Origin of the sequence: Actinoplanes xinjiangensis (assembly GCF_003148685.1) — a bacterium.
Classification (GTDB): Bacteria; Actinomycetota; Actinomycetes; order Mycobacteriales; family Micromonosporaceae; genus Actinoplanes; species Actinoplanes xinjiangensis.
The window spans coordinates 148,027-164,265 of sequence record NZ_QGGR01000008.1; the positions used below are offsets into that span (position 1 = coordinate 148,027).

Sequence of the window (16,239 nt, forward strand, 5' to 3'; positions counted from 1 at the left end):
CCGGCCCCGGTATCAGGCGGCGGCGCCCCGCAGGACCGCGTCGACGAGGGTCTCGGCGAATCGTTCCTCGGGCATCGATGTCGATAGTCGCAGCATCGACTGGATCATGCCGGGGGCGGAGAGCATCAGCTGGGTCAGCTCGATGTCGAGGTCGGCCCGCAGTTCGCCGGTGGCGATGCCGCGCCGCAGCACCTGGCGGGTCACCTCGCGGCGGGGCTCGACGAAGTCCTGATACATCCGGGCCAGCTCGGTGTCGCGGAACAGCTCGGGCAGCAGGCACGCGGTGACCGTGCTGTAGCGCTGGGCCCGCGGGGTGCGGTTCGCGTTGATGAGGGCGATCAGGTCCTCGCGGACCGAACGGCCGGCCGGCTCGGGCAGTGGCCCCTTCATCGACCGGACCGCGTCGATCAGCAGCGCCTCCTTGTTGGGCCAGCGGCGGTAGATGGTGGCCTTGCCGACGCCCGCTTTGGCGGCGACCGCCTCGATCGAGATCGAGGCGGCGCTCTGCCCGTCGCTCAGCAACCCCAGCACCGCGTCGAGGATGGTCTCGTCGGCCTGGGCGTTGCGGGGCCGGCCGGGAGCCTTGCGCTCCTGGCCGGCCGTCGTGCTGCTGCTCATGTCGTTCATTGTCACCGGTGGGTTACGCGTCGGCCAGTGCGCGGTCCGGCTCCGGCGCCGTGGTGGGCGCCGCGCCGGCGGTACCGCTGCGGCCGGGGAGCCAGAGCACCGCCACGAGGACCCCGAGCAGGGCGAAAACGGTCGAACCGACGGCGGCGTAGTGCATCGCCGTGACGAACGCCGCATTGGCACCGTCCAGCAGCGCGGGCGCGGCCGGGCCGGCCTGCCCGGCGACCGCGTAGGCGCCGGCGATCGACTCCTGCGCCATCTCGGCGGCGTCGTCCGGGAGCCCGGCCGGGGTGGTCAGGTGCCCGCGGTAGACCGAGGAGACGACCGCACCGAGGACCGCCACGCCGAGCGCGCCACCCAGCTGCCGGATGGTGTTGCTGACGGCCGAGCCGACGCCGGCCTTCTCCCGCGGCAGTGCCGCCATGATCGCCTCGGTGGCCGGCGGCATCACGTTGGCCATGCCCACGCCCTGGATGAAGAACGCCACCGCGACCAGCGCGATCGGGGTGTCGACGCTGATGAACAGCCAGAGGCCGAGTGCCACCGCGACCAGCAGCAGGCCGACGGTGCTGACCGCCTTCGGGCCGAACCGCTTGACCATCGAGGCGCTGAGCGGGGCGAAGATGATCTGGCCGAGGGCGAACGGGACGAACAGCGCGCCGGAGGCCAGCGGCCCGTAGCCGCGGACCATCTGCAGGTAGAAGGCGCCGAAGAACATCGAGCCCATCGCCGCGAAGAAGACCAGGCCGATGATGCCGGTGGAGGCGGAGAACTGCCGGTTGGTGAAGAGCCGCACGTCCAGGGACGGGAACTCGACGCGGCGCTCGTAGAGCACGAACCCGATCAGGACCAGCAGGCCGACGGTGAGGGTGGACCAGGCCGCGGTCTCGCCGAAGCCGTCCTCGCCGCCCTTGATCACGCCGTAGGTGAGCAGGGTCAGCCCGATGATGGACATCAGCACGCCGATCACGTCGATGCGGCCCGGCTTCGGGTCGCGCGACTCCGGCACGAGCACCGCCACCAGCGTCACGCCGGCGATCACGATCGGCACGTTGATCAGGAAGACCGAGCCCCACCAGAAGTGCTCCAGCAGTACGCCGCCGAGCACCGGCCCGATCGCGACGGCCAGGCCGACCGCACCGGCCCAGACGCCGATGGCGCGCGGCCGTTCCCGCGGGTCGAAGACGTTCGCGATGATCGAGAGGGTGGCCGGCATGACGGCCGCGGCACCCAGGCCCATCAGGGCGCGGGCCGCGATCAGCTGGTCCGGTGACGTCGCGTATGCCGAGATCAGCGAGGCGATACCGAAGACGGTCAGGCCGGTGATCAGGCTGAGGCGGCGGCCGAGCCGGTCGGCGAGGATGCCGGCGGTGAAGAGCAGACCCGCGAAGACCAGGGTGTACGAGTTGATCGCCCACTCGAGTTCACTCTGGGTGGCGCCGAGGCCGCGGGTGGGGTCGGCGATGGTGCTCATCGCGACGTTGAGCACCGTGTTGTCGAGCACGACCACCAGCAGGCTGATGACGAGCACGCTGAGGATCGCCCAGCGCCGGGGATGCCCGGTCTGGGGTTGAACGTGGGAATCCATGTGCGGGTGCTCCCGAAACCTTTTCGAAACGGAACCGTTCCGTTTCACAAAGCAACCTATCGGCACGGAACCCGATAACGGAACGGCTCCGTATCGAAAGTGGCTCCGGTCACGTCCGGGAATACCCACCGCCCGCCGCGACGTCGACTCGGACATGGCAGCGGTCGTGGTCATCGGAGCGGGACAGTCGGGGCTCTCAGCGGGCTATCACCTGCAGCGGCGCGGCTTCACCAGCGCCCTCACCGACCCGGACGGGCTGCGGACCTTCGTGATCCTGGACGGCGCCGACTCCCCCGGCGGCGCCTGGAGCCACCGGTGGGAGTCGCTGCGGATGGCCACCGTCAACGGGATCTTCGACCTGCCACGCTTCCCGAAACCGCCGCTCGACCCGGCCGAGCCCAGCCGGACGGCGGTGCCCCGGTACTTCGCCGGCTTCGAGCGGGCGACCGGCCTGCCCATCCTGCGGCCGGTGCGGGTTTCGGCCGTACGCCGCCATGATCTGGACTTCGCGGTCGAGACCGACCGCGGGCAGTGGACCGCCCGGGCGATCATCAACGCCACCGGGACCTGGGACAACCCGGTACGGCCGCACTATCCGGGTCAGGAGACGTTCGCCGGGATCCAGGTGCACACCCGCGACTACGTGTCGGCGCGGCAGTTCGCGGGACGGCGGGTCGCCGTGGTCGGCGGCGGGATCTCGGCACTGCAACTGCTGGAGGAGATCTCCCGGGTCGCGACCACCTTCTGGTACACCCGGCGCGAACCGGTGTTCCGCGAGGACGGATTCGAGCCGGAGGTCGCCGGGCGCGAGACGATCGCCCGGGTCGTCGCGGACGTCGAGGCGGGCCGGCCCACCGGCAGCGTCGTGTCCTACACCGGGCTGGCCTGGACGCCGTACGCGCTGGCCGCCCGGCAGCGCGGCGTCCTGCAACGGCGGCCGATGTTCACAGCCGTCGAACCGTACGGCGTCCGCGAGGCCGACGGCTCGTTCACATCGGTCGACGCGATCCTGTGGGCGACCGGCTTCAAGGCGGCACTGGGCCACCTCGACCCGCTCGGGCTGCGCAACGAACTCGGCGGCATCCGGATGAACGGCACCCAGGTGGCGGACGAGCCACGCGTACACCTGATCGGTTTCGGCCCGTCCCAGTCCACCGTCGGGGCCAACCGCGCCGGGCGGGACGCGGTCAACGCCCTCGCCGCCCGCCTCGACGCGGCCCGCACCTGACCGGTCAGGAGACGCGTACGCCGGTCACCGTGGCGTGGTAGCCGCTCGGACCGCAATAGGCACCGCCCTGGCCCTGCAACCGCAGCGTGCCGGACAGGCTGCCGTTGTCGTCGACCCGGTAGACGGCGGTGCCGCCGGCCGGTGCGTACGGGCACGTGGTCGCCGCGGAACGCTTCGCCCACGTGTTCGCCATGAGCGCCCGGAGACGGCCGTCCGGCTTGGCGGTGATCTGATTCCTGGTGACGGTGACGTACGCCAGATCGACGTTCGCCCGCGCGACTCCGAAGCAGGCGCTGTTGGTGCCGTACCAGATGGCACCGGCCGTCGGCAGCCCGGCCGGGAAGCCGGCCTTGAGGCAGACGTCGCCGGCGTTGAGGCCGTTGGCCGTGCCGGCCCGGGTGACGGTGCGGTGCAGCGTGACCGTGCCGCCGACGGTGAACGGGCTGCCCGACACCGTGCCGCTGACCGTGACCCGCCACGACGCCACCGCCGGTGGTAACGCCGCCGACGCCGGCGCGCCGGGAAGCAGGGCGGCGACCACCGCGGCGATGACGACCGGCACGACGGCGAGGTGGCGCAACGTCCTACGCATGGGGACTCCTTCTCGAGTGGTGACACATCAGCCAAGCGGGAGAAGGTTCCCAGCCGGACGTCCGCGGATGCCGGAGCCGGACCGCGAACTCACCCGGGTGGACCACCATCCACCGGGTCGGGTTCGCGCGTTCGGTCACCGTGCCCGCCCGACCGGATCGGTGGCCCGCCGCTTCGTCCACACCACCCCGGCCGTGGGGGCGGCGGGACACGTGGTGATGAGTTTCCGCGGCCACGCCGGTCTCACCTACGACGGAACACGACGACGCGGAAGGATGACGTGATGGGTGCGGACGCACGGCTGGAGGAGCGGGACGTGAGCGGGCTGGGCGAGGTCGACGAGCCGGCGTTCACCGGGATGGCCGAACGGCACCGGCGGGAACTGCACGTGCACTGCTACCGGATGCTCGGGTCGTTCGAGGACGCCGAGGACACCGTGCAGGAGACGTTCCTGCGGGCCTGGCGGCGGCGGGAGACCTTCCAGGGACGGTCCACGTTCCGGGCCTGGCTGTACCGGATCGCCACCAACGCCTGCCTGGACCTGCTCGCCAGGTGCCGCCCGGAACCGGCGAGCGGCGGCGAGGTGCGGTGGCTGCAGCCGTACCCGGACCGGCTGCTCGACGAACTGCCCGCCGGTGACGCCGACGAGCCGGAGACACTCGCCGTCGCCCGCGAGACGATCGAACTGGCGTACCTCGCGGCGGTCCAGCACCTCGCGCCGCGCCCGCGGGCCGTCCTGATCCTGCGCGACGTGCTCGGCTGGCCCGCCAAGGAGGTCGCCGAGCTCCTCGGGGACTCGGTCAACTCCGTCAACAGCGCCCTGCAGCGCGCCCGCGCCGGCATGCGCGAACACCTGCCTACCGAGCGGCAGGACTGGACCGGCGGCGAGGAGGACGCCGCCACCCGGGAGCTGGTCCGCCGCTTCACCGACGCCTGCGTGGTCACCGACATCCCGGCGCTCGCCGCCATGCTGCGCGACGACGTCCGCTCCTCGATGCCGCCCACCCCGGGCCTGTTCGTCGGCCGGGACGCGGTCGTGACGTACTGGAAGGAGAGCGGCTTCGAGCAGATGACCGGGCTGCGTGGCATCGCCACCACCGTGAACCGGCAGCCCGCCGTCGCCTTCTACCACTGGAACGGGCAGGAGGGCGCGTATCTGCCGCTGACCCTCGACGTCCTGCGCATCACCGGCGGGAAGATCACCGAGATCCTCACGTTCCACGACGACCGTTTCCAGGGGCTCGATCTGCCCGGCAGCCTGCCGGCGGACGGCACGGAGTAGTCACGGTGCGGACGCTCGCGCTGCCCCGGGGCGCGCGGGTGACGGTGGTCGCCGCCCAGTGGCGCGACGCGTTCGCCGTCGTCACCCGCGGGCGCGTGCAGCTGGAACTGCGCGACGGCGAACCCGGCCCCGTCCTCGGACGCGACGCCGGCTTCTGGCTGCGTGGCACCGGTGTCCGCGCCCTGCGCAATCCCGGCCGCCGCACGGCACGGATACGCATCATCACCCCGACGACTGGAGGAACGACCATGACCAGCACCCATGCCACCGCCGTGCTCACCCGCACCCACCGTTTCCGCGGGCTCGCCGGGACCGGCCTGCTCGCCACACTCGCGGCGGTGGTCGCCACCACTCTCGCCGCCGCCCTCGCCGGGGCCGCCGGCGCCGACTTCGCGATCCCGGACGGCGGCGAGACGATCCCGCTGCCCGGCTTCGCGGTGGTCACCGGCTTCTTCTCGATCATCGGCGTGGTCATCGCCGCCGCACTCCTGCGGTGGAGCGCCCGGCCCGCCCCGGTGTTCCTCCGGACCGCCCTGACCCTGACCGTGCTCTCGTTCGCCCCGGTGCTGCTCGCCGGCGCCGACACCGGCACCACCACAGCCCTGCTGGCGCTGCACCTGGTGCCCGCAGCGGTGATGATCCCCGCGCTGACCCGCAGCCTCGCCGCCCACACCGGGTGACGATCGCTCATGTCGGGCCGGCGGACGCCGCTGGCCCGGCATGAGTACGCCTCAGAACGGTGCGGGGCTGCGGCCGGTCAACGAGATCAGCAACTGGGTGGCGAGGAGCTTGCGCATGCCGGTGACGTCCACTGTCCCCACTCGGTCGTAGGGCAGTTCCAACTGCAGCCCTTCTCCGGCGTTGCGCAGGTCCGTCGTGATCTCGTCCGGGCGGAACGTGCCGCTCCAGCCGTTGAGTCCTCCGCGCTGGTTGGTGCTGAGGGAGACCATGCCGGTGATGCATGCGCCGTCGACCAAGGTCAGCTTCGCGGGGCCTGAGTAGGTTGTCGTCATAGTCAAGTCCTTTCGGGTGGCGCGCGGTGTAGCGGGGGTTCCGGCTGCGGGGTCTTCGCCGGAGCGCGAGGGCGTGCTGCCGTGCTTGACCTGGAACCGCGACCGCACGTACATGCTCAGCGCGCGGTGCGGCGGCGCCGGGAGTTGCGGCCCGTCACCGGTGAAAGGCGGCCGCGGCCGGAGTCGAACTCAGACGAAAGCAGCACCCATGGCGGTGACGTGGCAGTGATGGCCGACAGGGCCACACCTCACGGATGTGCTCTGGGTATACGTCGGAGGGGGTCCTCACGATGCCGTGGCAAGCGCACGATGGCGCGGGAAACGCCGAACGACGGCCCGCTGAATCAGTCGGGCCGCCGTTCGCGGAGTGTGGATCAGAGCGGGCGGATGTTCTCCGCCTGCGGGCCCTTCTGGCCCTGGGTGACGTCGAACTCCACCTTCTGGTTCTCGTCGAGGCTGCGGTAGCCGCTCGTCGAGATGGCGGAGAAGTGGGCGAAGACGTCGGCGCCGCCGTCATCGGGGGCGATGAAGCCGAAGCCCTTGTCAGCGTTGAACCACTTCACGGTACCTGTAACCATGTCTGCTCCTAAGCAGGCTGTTGGAGGCCGCACTGCGCGGACTCCTACGCCGCCGCGTTGATTACCTGCGTCGAAACGACACAAAAACGAAAAGCGCCTGACTGGGTTTTAGATAACCCATCAGGCGCCAGAAAACGTCTACGGAAATCAAAACTGCAACTCCACCAAGGTAGCAGGTGTATTGCCGTCGAACCACACGGCATCGAGTGGGACAGATCACTTGTCGCGCACCGCTCCGGGGGACGGGCGGACGGTGCGATGTAGCGGGCCGAGGCCGCCCGCCGAGACGCGGCCGCGCCGGGTCACCGTGCCGGCTGCCTGAACGGACGACCGGAACGAGCTCGCCGTCCCTTTTCGCACCCGCACGACCCTGGTAGGCAGAACGTCTACCTTGACGTGCGGAGGTGTTCGTCATCGCCACCACCACTTCGCCCGAACCGTCGGGCTGGCGAAAGTCGGTAAGTGCTCCCCACGTCGGGGCTCTGGTCGGGATCGCCGGGCTCGTGGTCGCCATCGTCGGTGCGGTCATCGCCTACGCCTCCTTCCGCGGCGACGAGATCGAACGGAAGGGGGGCGCCCTGCCCCCGGCCTCCTCGCCGTCCCCGTCCCCGTCATCCGCGCCATCCTCGCCGTCGCCGTCACCGCCACCGTCGCCGTCACCGCCGGTCTCCACCGGTCCGCTGCGGTTCACCCTCGCCGCCGAGAAGGTCGACGCCCGGACCGTCGAGGTGACCCCCACCTCCACCGGCGCGGCCCGCAACGGGCTGACCTACTGGTTCGTCCTCGCGGTGACCTGGGACGGCGGCAACACCGACTACTACCCGCGGTTCGCGCTGCAGGGCGGCGACGACCCGTTCCTCGTCACGATCCCGGGGGACGCCGTCACCGTCGGGACCACCCGGGCGGGGCGGGTGTACGCGTTCGACGCCCAGCAGACCGCGGCCGCCAAGGACCGGGTGGAACGTCAGAAGACACGCAACGGCGAGGACTTCTTCCCCGAGGAGACCGGCACCCCGGTGTCGGCCGCGGTGCGGCTGCCCTTCGGCGGCTGAACCGGGCGGCGGCGGGTGGCCACCACGGTGATCACGCCCAGGACCAGCATGAGCCCGCCGATCCACGCGGCGGAGGGACCGGTGACCGGCAGGTTGACGCGGCGGTCGACGACGTGGACCCGGCTGGTGCCGGTGATCGGGGCCAGTCCGTCGGCGGAGACGGTGACGGTCACCTTCCCGGTGGTACCGGGTTCGGCGGATCCGGTGGCCCGTACCACCACGGGCAGGTACATCTCGACCGTCTCGCCTTCGAACGACAACCCGCGCGGATCGGTGCAGACGACCCGGGTCGCGGACGGCGTCGTACAGTCGCCACCGCCCTGACCGCTCGGGGTGATCCGGACGCCGGCCACGCCGCTGAGCGCATAGGCGACCCGCACGCCGGTCAGTGTCGTCGGGCCGATCGTGGACCAGAGGCTCGGGCCCAGCGGGTCGATGGCGGTGCCGCCCACCGGCACGTCGACGTCGGGAAAGGCGGCCGAGACCGGGTCGCCGCGATGGACGTCACCGGCCCGGACCGGGCCGGTGACGGTGAGCAGGAGTACGCCGGCCACCGCCAGAACACTCGCCGGACGCCGCATCGCCATCATCCCCGTCGGTAGTTGATCAAGCCCACCAGCAGCGTAAACACGGTTCAGCGAGTCCACGGGCGTGACACGCCCCCGACGGGCTATCGGCCCGGGACGACCAGGCCGGTCTCGTAGGCCAGGACGGCGGCCTGGGTACGGTCGCGGAGGTTCAGTTTCATCAGGATGCGGCTCACGTGGGTCTTGACGGTCTGCTCGGCCACGCCCAGGTGCACGGCGATCTCCGCGTTCGACATGCCCCGCGCGACCAGCTCCAGAACCCTGATCTCCTGATTGGTCAGTGCCGCCAGGCGACCGGACGGCGCCGCGAGCGGAACCGCCCGGCGCGACAGGTCCGCCATCAGCCGGCTCGTCACCGACGGGGCCAGCACGGCGCCGCCGGACATCGTGGTCCGGACGGCGTCCGCGAGCTGGTGCGCCGACGAGTCCTTGAGCAGGAATCCCTTCGCCCCGGCACGGATCGCCTCGTGCACGTACTCGTCCTCGTCGAAGGTGGTCAGCACCAGCACCCGGGTGGCGGGCGCGTGTGCCAGGATCCGCCGGGTCGCCTCCAGGCCGTCGAGCACCGGCATCCGCACGTCCATCAGGACCACGTCCGGGTGCAGGTCGCGGGCCTGCCGGACGGCCTGTTCCCCGTCGGCGGCCTCCCCGACGACGTCGATGTCGGGCTGCACCCCGAGCAGGACGGCGAAGCTCTCCCGCAGCATCCGCTGGTCGTCGACGACCAGCACCCGGATCGCGCTCACCCCGGCCCCACGGCCAGCGACATGGTCACCTCATACCAGCCGTCGGCCCGGTGCCCGGCCCGCAAGCTCGCGCCGAGGACCGCCGCGCGTTCCCGCATGCCGGTCAGCCCGTGGCCGGCACCCGCCAGGACCGGACGGCCGGCGTGCGGGCTGTTGGAGACCCGCAGATCAAGAGCGTCCCGGCCGTACGACACGACGACCTCGACGTCAGCGCCGGGCGCGTGCCGGATCACATTGCTCAGGGCCTCCTGGAGGACCCGGTAGGCGATCAGCTCGACCTGCTCCGGCAGCACCCGCACGTCGCCCCGGACCTCGGTGTGCAGGGTGAGCCCCGCGCTGCGGCAGTTGTCGAGAAGAGCCTCGAGATCGGCCAGGGTCGGTTGTGGCTCGTACCGGATGGCGTCCTGATCGGACCTCAGCATGCCGAGAATCTGCCGCATCTCGGTCATCGCGGCCAGCGCATTGGTCCGGATCGAGGCGAAACTCTCGGTCGCGGCCGCGTCGAGGCCGGGTGCCCGGAAGGGCGCCGCCTCGGCCTGCACCGCGATCACCGACATGTGGTGGGCGACCACGTCGTGCAGCTCCCGGGCGATCCGGGTGCGTTCCTCCAGGGCGGTCCGCTGGAGGCGTTCCTGCTCGGTGAGGCCGACCTGGTGGCGCAGTTCGCGGCGCACGTCGCGCAGCCAGCGGGCGATCGCGACGCCGGCCAGCCCGGCGGCGTGGAAGCCGGAGAGCACCAGCCCGTTGTTGATCTGCGCCCGCCCGGTGAAGACCGCCTCCGCGATCACGGCGACCGCCCCGGTGAGCAGCCACTGGGTCAGGTAGACCGGTGGCGGCACCTGGTAGGCGACGACCAGCCCGACGAACAGCTGCGCGACGATCCCGGCGGGGCTCCACGGCCAGAACGCCGCACCGGCGCCGGGTTCGGCCGACGAGCCCAGCAGGATCAGGTACGGCAGGGCGGTCAGCAGCGACAGCCACCACGCGGCGATCGGCCGGTGGATGACCAGGACCACCGGGACCGCCTGCACCACCGCCACCGCGGCGAGGGCCGGCAGGCTCCGCGGCAGGGTGTCGACGAGCACCCCGATCCCGACGGCCACGGTGTACAGAGCGAGCAGCGACACCCCGATCAGCCGCAGGCCCCGCCGCAATGTGGGCCGGGCCGCGGCAACGCGCACCGGGCGCGCGGACAGGTCGACGAGCCTGTGGAGAGAGGGCGCCACCCGCCCATGTAACCACCCGGGCACGAACTCACGGCATCCGGAAGAACAGCATCGGGTCGTCACGGCCGTCGTGGACCGGGGTCAGCAGACCGAGCCGCTCCTTCACGTCCCTGAGCCGCCGGTTGACCGCCGGGGCGGCGCGGCGCGACGCGGTGAAGTGCCCGGTGCCGTGGGCGGCCAGCCAGTTCAGCAGCACCCGGCCCTCGCTGACCGGCCACGGCCGGCGCCCGTGGAAGACGTCGTGGACGCTGACCGTGGTCCCGGGCCGGACGGTCGGGAACAGATCGCGGACGAACCAGCGGGCGAACGACGCGGTGTGCGCGGCGTCGATGTACAGGTGATCGATGTGGTGCCGGTGGTCGTGCAGCGTGCGGCGGGCGTCGCCGGGGATGAACGTCCACCGCCCGTCGGCGAGGTCGGCGGGCACGTTGGTGCGGGCGTCACCGATCAGGTCGTGGGTGACGAGTGCGCCGGCCCCGTTGTCGCGCAGCGCCCGCAGGATCCACGTGGTGGACCAGCCGTGCAGCGATCCGATCTCGACGACGGTCGCCGGGCGCCCGGCGCGGATCAGCAGGTAGGTGATCTCGGCTTCGAGGTCGTCCAGCTGGGTTCTCATCGTGGGCGACGTGGTGCGTAGTTCGCGCTGTTCCTTCCGTACCGTGCGGAGGTCGTCCTGATATTCGGCATACAGATCGCAGACGTGTCGTGCGGTCAGTTCCTCGGCCATGGCGACGAATGTAGGAAGCGCCGGACCGGGTGTCGTCACTCACGAGTACTACGCGATCAGTAGCTCCCGGGAGGGACGACGGCACCCCGTCACGTGTCTATCGTCGACGTGTCGATCAGGGCAGGCAGGCGACCGTACGGTGCCCGCCGTCCTCCTCCACCACGCCGTGGGTGATGCCGGTGAAGCCGGGCCACCGGTGCGCGAGGATCTGCTCGTGCCGCAGGAACCGCACGATCGACGCGCTGATGCGCTCGCCGGGGACCAACAGCGGAATCCCCGGCGGGTACGGCGTGAGCAGCACCGCCGTGGTGCGGCCGGCCAGCTTCTCCACCGGCACGTGCTCGACCCGTCCGGCCGCCATGGCGGTCCACGCGTCGGCGGGCAGCGTCACCTGCTCGACCGGCTCGGTGTAGATCGCCGTGGTCAACTCGGCGAGGTCGGCGTCGCGGTAGGTGGTGTGCAGGGCCTGGCAGAGATCCCGCAGGCCGAGCCCGGCGTAGGCGGGGTGGGCTGCGGCGAACGCCGGCATCAGCCGTTCGATCGCGGCGTTGCCGTCGTAGGCGCTCTTGAACCGGTGCAGTTCGGCGACCAGCGAGTTCCACCGGCCCTTGGTGATGCCGATGGTGAAGAGCACGAACAGCGAGTACAGGCCGGTCTTCTCCACGACCACCCCGTGCTCGGCGAGGTAACGGGCCAGCACCACCCCTGGGATGCTCGGTGCGCCGGGCACGCTGAACTCGCCGTGCACGGTCAGGCCGGGTGTGGTGAGGGTGACCTTGATCGGGTCGAGCATGGTGAACCCGTCGTCGACCCGGTCGAAACCGTGCCAGGTGGCGCCGGCGGTCAGCTCCCACTCGGGGCGGTCGGGCAGCCCGGTCCGGGGCGGGGTGTCCGGGCCCCACACGCCGAACCACCAGTCCCCCGACCCGGCGTACTCCGCGCCGACCCGGATGATGGTGCGCCGGAACTCCATCGCCTCGGTGATGGTCTCCTCCACCAGGGCGGGACCCCGCTTGCCGGCCATCATCTCGGCGGACACGTCGCAGCTGGCGATGATCGCGTACTGGGGGCTGGTGGAGGTGTGCATGCGGTACGCCTGGGCGAACACCCGCTCGTCGAAGTGACCCGTCGCGGTGTCCTGGACCAGGATCTGCGAAGCCTGCGACAGGCCGGCGAGCATCTTGTGGGTGGACTGGGTGGCGTAGACGACGGTCCGGGCGGTGCGGTCCCGGTGGTTGGCGACGCCGTGCATGCCCTCGTACAGCGGGTGGAAGCCGGCGTGCGGCAGCCACGCCTCGTCGAAGTGGACCGCGTCGACGACCCCGTCGAGGCTCTGCTTCAGCTCGTCGGCGCGGTAGATGATCCCGTCGTAGGTCGACTGGGTGAGCGTCAGCAGGCGGATCGGCCTGCTCTTGTCGGTGATCAGCGCGCTGGCCTCGATCTTCTCCTGCAACGCCGCCGCGGTGAACTCGCTCCGCGGGATGGGCCCGATGACACCGGCCTTGTTGCGGGTCGGCATCAGATAGATCGGTACGGCCCCGGTCAGGATGATCGCGTGCAGGACCGACTTGTGGCAGTTGCGGTCCACCGCCACGATGTCGCCCGGCCCGACCAGCGAGTTCCACACGATCTTGTTGGAGGTGGAGGTGCCGTTGGTGACGAAGAACAGGTGGTCGGCGCGGAACGTCCGGGCCGCGATCCGTTCGCTGTCGGCGATCGGGCCGGTGTGGTCGAGCAGCTGCCCCAGGTCCTCCACGGCGTTGCACACGTCGGCGCGCAGCAGGTTCTCGCCGAAGAACTCGTGGAACTGGGTGCCGACCGGGCTCTTGAGGAACGCGGTGCCGCCGGAGTGGCCGGGGCAGTGCCAGGAGTAGGCGCCGTCGTTCGCGTACCGCATCAGCGCGGCGAAGAACGGCGGAGCCAGCCGGCTCAGGTAGTGGGTCACCTCCCGGTGGATCTTGCGGGCCAGGAAGTCGGGGGTGTCCTCGTACGCGTTGACGACACCGTCGATCCGCGCCAGCACCGGCTGCGGGATCAGCCGGGCCGTCAGCTGCTCACCGAAGAGCAGGATCGGGACCCGGTCGTTGTGGCCCCGGACGGCCAGCACGAACCCGGCTGCCGCGGCGACGGCCGCGGGATCGTGGGGTTCCTCCAGGTGCAGCGTGTAGACGACGGCCGAACTCGACCGGGCCACCTGCGCCAGCATCCCCCGGCGGTCGGTGTCGCGGCCGCCGTCGCCCAGCCGTCTGACCTCCAGCCCGGCCCGCACGAGGGCGGCCTCGAGCATCTCCAGTGGCCGGCGGGCTCCGGCCGGGCCCTCCGCTGGGGTGACGATCGTGACCGGGAACGACACCGTTGCACGTCCTCTCGCCGGTGGGGTCGCCGTGACCCTAGCCAGCCCGTACCGGCCCCGACCCGGAAATCCATGGGAACCACTCCGCCGGCGGACCCGGGGCTCAGCCGAGCGGGGCCCGCACCCCGCCCGACAGCGGTGAGTCGTGCAGTTCGAGGGTGACCAGTACGGCCTCCTTCGGGACGTCGAAGACGAGCTTGCCGGTGGCCGTCTCGCCGGGGCCGATTCGGCGCACGAAGGCCTCGACGCCACGGTTGGCGTACAGGCCGGCCAGTTCGTCGCTGCCGTACTCGGCGCCGGCCGCGTCGTACGCCTTCTGGGCCTGGCCGACGAAGTACTTCGCGCCGTCACCGACGTTGCGCACGGTCAGGCCGACCACGCAGAACTTCCCGTCCGCGGTGGTCTTGAGGCGTTCCAGGACGACGGTCGTGCGGGAGCAGTCGACCCGGGTGACGGCGAACTCGAACTTCCCGTCGCGCACCGCCTCACCGGGGGCCGGGCCCGCCGGGACGACCGCCACCGGCGGCCCGGCGACGGCGGTCGTGCCCGCGGCCGGCAGTCCACGGCTGTACCGTTCGGCGACGATCCCCGCGGCGAACAGGACGACCATCGCCCCGGCCGAGATCAGCACCGCCAGCGACACCTTCACCGGTGAGATGCGCCTGACGGCCCGGACGGGGCGGCGTCGCCGAGGAGGGTCGTGCGTCATCTGACCACTCCCAGGAGGCCGGCCGGGTTCACTCCCTCACTGTCTGCTACCGGGCGACACTTAACCAGTAATCCGGCATGATCAGCACTATTCTTCGCCCGAAAGGACAACCAGGACTATTCAGCCGCCTCCGCAGTCGCCGAGCGTGGCCGGCCCGGTCGCGGCGGGGCACGTGCGGTAGCCCCACTCCTCGGTGCTGAATCGGTCCCGCGTGCGGTCATCGAAGATCTCCAGGCCGGGCTTCCCGGGTACGGCCCGCAGGTAGGTCACCACGCGGGCGCCCTCATCGGTCATCCCGACGACGACCAGTTCCGCGCCGCCGCCGCTACGCATCGCGGCGACCAGGCACTGTTCCGCCGCGGTGACCGGGGCGGCGCCGATCGCGGCCTGCTCCACCGTGCCGCAGCCGGGCAGTGCGGCCCGGCCGGTGAACGCCGCCGGCGTATGGTCGCGGCCCCAGACGTAGAGCCCGACCGCGAGGACGGCCAGCGCCGCCACCAGAGGCCGCCCGTATCGGCGCACCCCACCGCCACTGCCGCTCATCAGTTCCTCCCGTAGGGCGGATCCCCCGCACGGCCGGAGCCGTGCCCGGCGGCACCACGCGCCGGCGGGTGCCGCCGGATTCAGGGTGCCGCCCCGCCGGTCGTCACCGCCACCCCGGTGACCGCCGGATCCCGGCCCGCAGGGGCGACGACGTCAGGAGAGGAGGCTTCCGTACGGGCCGGCCAGGATCGCGTTCTTCTGCGCCTGACTGAAGTGGGTGTTCGGATAGGAGTAGAACGACGCGGACATCGGGGTGCCGTCGGTCGACGTGGAGTCGGGCAGTCCGAAGGCGTGGCCGAGTTCATGGACCATGCCGCCGTACCAGCGGTTCATCGGCCCGTTGACGCCGGCCGCACCGTCCGCGTCGTGTCCACTGAGCACCACCCAGCCGGGGCTGGCACCGCCGCCGGACTGATTCGTCTCCTCGGCGCTGATCAGGCCCACGCACAGCCATCGACTGTCCGGGTTGCGGATGCCGAAGCGGCGCATCAGCTCCTGATGCATGTTGCTGACCACGCACCAGTAACGGTCGCCGGTGCAGTTGTTGGTGATGTACCAGTTCCGGTCGTGCTCGCCGGCGACCACCTCGACCACGGTGTTGTTGAGCGTGAACGTCCGCCCGAGTTCCTGCCGGTAGTAGCTCTGCGCCTCGCGCATGACCGCGGCGATGCCGTCGGGGTAGCGCTGGTCGTGGGCGACGTCGGTGGGTTTGAGCCAGAAGACCCGGACGGTCTTCGGGGCCGCACTGCCGGAGGGGCCCGGCGTGGGACTACTGGGGACCGGTCCGCTGGGCGCCGGACTGCTCGGAGTGGGACTGCTCGGGGTGACGCCGCCGGTGCAGGCGACGCCGTTGAGGGTGAACGCCGTGGGCGCCGGGTTGGCGCCGGTCCACGAGCCGTTGAAGCCGAACGAGACGCTGCCACCGGTGGCGAGCGTCCCGTTCCAGGCGGTGTTGACGGCGGTCACCGCCGTGCCGCTCTGGGTCACGGTGGCGCTCCACGCCTGGGTGACGGTCTGCCCGGCGCCGTAGGACCAGCGCAGGGTCCAGCCGCTGACCGGGTCGCCGAGATTGGTCACGGCGACACCGGCGCCGAAACCGCCCTGCCACTGTGAACTGATCGTGTAGGACACCTGGCAGCCGGCCGCCGCCGCGCCGGCCTCCTGTGCCGCGACGACCGTCGTGGCAGCGAGGACGGCCACGCCGGCAACCGCCAGCAGGCTACCGGTCCGTCGAGCATGTGATCGAGGCATGTCAATCAAGATGCGCGCCGAAAACGTTTTCGGCAAGCACGCGCAACCCCTTACATAAATGCCTTGAATTTCTTCCCGTACGGGCGTTGACCGGCTCTCCACAGGGCCTTACCGTGACATCGGCCACAGTCGATACAG

At 71.2% G+C, this 16,239-nt stretch carries 17 protein-coding genes; 4 read left to right on the plus strand and 13 right to left on the minus strand.

Features of this window, described 5'->3' with window-relative positions; all coding sequences use genetic code 11:
* Window positions 1-12 precede the first annotated feature (12 nt).
* Together BC793_RS19595 and BC793_RS19600 are read right to left on the minus strand one after the other, a co-directional pair.
* Entirely contained in the window at window positions 13-627 is a 615-nt protein-coding gene (locus tag BC793_RS19595) for a TetR/AcrR family transcriptional regulator (protein ID WP_109594262.1), read from the minus strand.
* A 13-nt stretch (window positions 628-640) separates the two neighbouring features.
* Window positions 641-2,215, minus strand: a complete 1,575-nt coding sequence (locus BC793_RS19600; RefSeq protein WP_109594264.1) for an MFS transporter — start codon at window positions 2,213-2,215, stop codon at window positions 641-643.
* Between the two features lie 154 nt (window positions 2,216-2,369).
* Here BC793_RS19600 and BC793_RS19605 point away from each other — a divergent pair, with 154 nt between their 5' ends.
* On the plus strand, window positions 2,370-3,443 hold the full coding sequence (locus BC793_RS19605; RefSeq protein WP_109594266.1) for a flavin-containing monooxygenase: 1,074 nt from the start codon (window positions 2,370-2,372) through the stop codon (window positions 3,441-3,443).
* Window positions 3,444-3,447: 4 nt separating this feature from the next.
* On the opposite strand, the gene BC793_RS19610 is transcribed toward BC793_RS19605, so the two are convergent.
* Window positions 3,448-4,035 carry a hypothetical protein gene (locus BC793_RS19610; protein ID WP_146246352.1) on the minus strand — a complete coding sequence of 196 codons (588 nt, stop codon included), beginning with the start codon at window positions 4,033-4,035 and terminating at the stop codon, window positions 3,448-3,450.
* 279 nt (window positions 4,036-4,314) lie between these two features.
* Here BC793_RS19610 and BC793_RS19620 point away from each other — a divergent pair, with 279 nt between their 5' ends.
* Together BC793_RS19620 and BC793_RS51430 are read left to right on the plus strand one after the other, a co-directional pair.
* On the plus strand, window positions 4,315-5,316 hold the full coding sequence (locus tag BC793_RS19620) for an RNA polymerase subunit sigma-70 (RefSeq protein ID WP_373871236.1): 1,002 nt from the start codon (window positions 4,315-4,317) through the stop codon (window positions 5,314-5,316).
* A gap of 5 nt (window positions 5,317-5,321) precedes the next feature.
* On the plus strand, window positions 5,322-5,996 hold the full coding sequence (locus tag BC793_RS51430) for a DUF6069 family protein (protein WP_109594274.1): 675 nt from the start codon (window positions 5,322-5,324) through the stop codon (window positions 5,994-5,996).
* A 51-nt stretch (window positions 5,997-6,047) separates the two neighbouring features.
* Here BC793_RS51430 and BC793_RS19630 read toward each other — a convergent pair whose 3' ends face one another.
* On the minus strand, window positions 6,048-6,329 hold the full coding sequence (locus tag BC793_RS19630) for a hypothetical protein (protein WP_109594276.1): 282 nt from the start codon (window positions 6,327-6,329) through the stop codon (window positions 6,048-6,050).
* 374 nt (window positions 6,330-6,703) lie between these two features.
* Window positions 6,704-6,907 carry a transcription antiterminator/RNA stability regulator CspE gene (gene cspE, locus BC793_RS19635; RefSeq protein WP_109594278.1) on the minus strand — a complete coding sequence of 68 codons (204 nt, stop codon included), beginning with the start codon at window positions 6,905-6,907 and terminating at the stop codon, window positions 6,704-6,706.
* Window positions 6,908-7,311: 404 nt separating this feature from the next.
* Here cspE and BC793_RS50635 point away from each other — a divergent pair, with 404 nt between their 5' ends.
* Entirely contained in the window at window positions 7,312-7,959 is a 648-nt protein-coding gene (locus tag BC793_RS50635) for a hypothetical protein (protein WP_158319319.1), read from the plus strand.
* Here the strand turns inward: BC793_RS50635 and BC793_RS19650 are convergent.
* The 8 genes from BC793_RS19650 to BC793_RS52680 all read right to left on the minus strand — a co-directional run bounded on the left by BC793_RS19650 (window position 7,872) and on the right by BC793_RS52680 (window position 16,101).
* Window positions 7,872-8,540, minus strand: coding sequence for a hypothetical protein (locus BC793_RS19650; RefSeq protein ID WP_146246353.1), 669 nt, complete (start codon window positions 8,538-8,540; stop codon window positions 7,872-7,874). The genes BC793_RS50635 and BC793_RS19650 overlap by 88 nt on opposite strands.
* An 89-nt stretch (window positions 8,541-8,629) precedes the next feature.
* Window positions 8,630-9,292: a response regulator gene (locus BC793_RS19655; RefSeq protein ID WP_109594284.1), complete on the minus strand. Its 663-nt coding sequence runs from the start codon at window positions 9,290-9,292 to the stop codon at window positions 8,630-8,632.
* Window positions 9,289-10,518, minus strand: a complete 1,230-nt coding sequence (locus tag BC793_RS19660) for a sensor histidine kinase (RefSeq protein WP_146246354.1) — start codon at window positions 10,516-10,518, stop codon at window positions 9,289-9,291. Before BC793_RS19660 ends, BC793_RS19655 begins: the two co-directional genes overlap by 4 nt.
* Before the next feature lie 28 nt (window positions 10,519-10,546).
* Window positions 10,547-11,245 (minus strand): class I SAM-dependent methyltransferase, encoded by a 699-nt coding sequence (locus tag BC793_RS19665; protein ID WP_109594288.1) that lies wholly within the window; start codon window positions 11,243-11,245, stop codon window positions 10,547-10,549.
* Between the two features lie 115 nt (window positions 11,246-11,360).
* Complete coding sequence (locus BC793_RS19670) at window positions 11,361-13,598, minus strand: Orn/Lys/Arg family decarboxylase (RefSeq protein WP_203896297.1); 2,238 nt, start codon at window positions 13,596-13,598, stop codon at window positions 11,361-11,363.
* A 103-nt stretch (window positions 13,599-13,701) separates the two neighbouring features.
* Complete coding sequence (locus tag BC793_RS19675) at window positions 13,702-14,247, minus strand: DUF4352 domain-containing protein (protein ID WP_239170170.1); 546 nt, start codon at window positions 14,245-14,247, stop codon at window positions 13,702-13,704.
* Between the two features lie 180 nt (window positions 14,248-14,427).
* A complete protein-coding gene (locus BC793_RS19680; RefSeq protein ID WP_146246355.1) occupies window positions 14,428-14,850 on the minus strand; it encodes a hypothetical protein in 423 nt (140 codons plus the stop codon).
* A 153-nt stretch (window positions 14,851-15,003) separates the two neighbouring features.
* The gene (locus tag BC793_RS52680) at window positions 15,004-16,101 is read right to left on the minus strand and encodes a cellulose binding domain-containing protein (RefSeq protein WP_109594292.1); all 1,098 of its coding nucleotides are present in this window, start codon (window positions 16,099-16,101) and stop codon (window positions 15,004-15,006) included.
* Window positions 16,102-16,239: the final 138 nt, after the last annotated feature.